We start from the raw sequence: 1,749 nt of genomic DNA on the forward strand, positions 1-1,749 counted from the left end.
CCCGCGTCCTTGAGCAAGCGCGCGCCGCGTTGCGACAAGGCAGGCGGTGCCGCGTCCGGTTGCACGAGCTTGCCCTCGATCCCATCGGACACGATTTCATCCGGGGCGCTATCCGCGACGAAGGTCCCTCGCCCTGTCGCGGAACTGACATAGCCTTCCAGCGCGAGTTGCTCGTACACCTGCGTGACGGTGTTGCGCCCAAGGCCCAGTTCGGCCGCGAGCAATCGCGACGAAGGCACCTTCGACCCGGCCGCAAGTTCCCGCGACAAGATCGCCTCCTGCAACAAGCGATGCAGTTGCCGATAGACCGGCTGCGCGCTGCCGCGGTCAAGCCGCTGGGCCAGCCAGTCAGACAAGGCAATCGCTCGCATCGAATTGGCTCCTATATATTTATCAAAATGGCTCTGATGTTGAGAGCCAAATCTAATTATAGTCATTGAAATCGAACCGATCATCAATGGAGACTTGCGCCGTGAACCAAACCGTGAAAAACGCCGACCTGAAAGCCCGCAAAGACGCAGCCACGCCCCGGGGCGTCGGCGTAATGTGCGATTTCTACGCGGCCCGAGCCGAAAACGCGGAGTTGTGGGATGTCGAAGGCAATCGCTACATCGACTTCGCGGCGGGGATTGCGGTCTGCAATACAGGGCATCGCCACCCGAAGATCGTCGCGGCCATTCGCGCGCAACTCGACTTGTTCACGCATACCGCTTACCAGATCGTGCCGTACGAGTCGTATGTGTCGCTGGCGGAAAAGATCGTCGCGCGTGCGCCCGGCGACTACGCAAAGAAGGCCGCGTTCTTTACGACCGGCGCGGAAGCGGTCGAAAACGCCGTGAAGATCGCGCGCGCCGCGACCGGGCGCCCGGGCGTGATCGCGTTCACCGGCGGCTTCCACGGCCGCACGCTCATGGGCATGGCGCTTACCGGCAAGGTCGCGCCTTACAAGATCGGCTTCGGGCCGTTCCCCTCCGACGTATACCACGCGCCGTTTCCGAATCCGCTGCACGGCGTGAGCGTTGAAGACTCGCTTCGCGCCATTGACTATTTATTCAAGGCCGATATTGAAGCGAAACGCGTGGCGGCCATCATCTTCGAACCGGTTCAGGGCGAAGGCGGCTTCTATCAGGCGCCGCTGGAATTCGTGCGCGGGTTGCGCCGGATCTGCGACGAACACGGCATCCTGCTGATCGCCGATGAAGTGCAAACGGGCTTCGCGCGCACCGGCAAGCTGTTCGCGATGAACCATTACGATGTCAGCGCGGACCTGATGACCATGGCGAAGAGTCTCGCGGGCGGCATGCCGCTGTCGGGCGTCGTCGGGCGCGCGGATGTCATGGATGCGGCCGCTCCCGGTGGTCTTGGCGGGACGTACGCGGGCAATCCGCTCGCGGTGGCGTCGGCGCTGGCTGTGCTTGAGATAATAGATGGGGAGAAGCTGTGCGAGCGCGCAACGCGCCTGGGCGACAAGCTCAAGAGCAAGCTGGAAACGCTCAAGGCTGACGTGCCCCACATCGCTGATATTCGTGGTCCCGGCGCCATGGTCGCGGTCGAATTCTGCAAACCGGGTACATCGGACGGCGACGCGGACTTTACCAAGCGCGTACAAGCCCGCGCCCTGGAACGCGGCTTGTTACTGCTGGTTTGCGGCGTCTATGGCAACGTCGTTCGCTTCCTGTTTCCTCTCACCATTCAGGACGCCGTGTTCGACGAAGCGCTTGCTATCATTGAAGACGTACTGACGGAAAC

2 protein-coding genes are annotated in these 1,749 nt (G+C 62.1%); one reads left to right on the plus strand and one right to left on the minus strand.

Annotated features, from left to right (window positions below; translation table 11 throughout):
• The coding region (locus tag WCA53_RS16820) for a GntR family transcriptional regulator (RefSeq protein WP_423912720.1) at positions 1-371 on the minus strand (371 nt) is incomplete at its 3' end.
• Positions 372-484: 113 nt separating this feature from the next.
• Here WCA53_RS16820 and gabT point away from each other — a divergent pair.
• The coding region (gene gabT / locus WCA53_RS16825) for a 4-aminobutyrate--2-oxoglutarate transaminase (RefSeq protein WP_423912724.1) at positions 485-1,749 on the plus strand (1,265 nt) is incomplete at its 3' end.

The organism is Caballeronia sp. (assembly GCF_049581465.1).
Classification (GTDB): domain Bacteria; phylum Pseudomonadota; class Gammaproteobacteria; order Burkholderiales; family Burkholderiaceae; genus Caballeronia.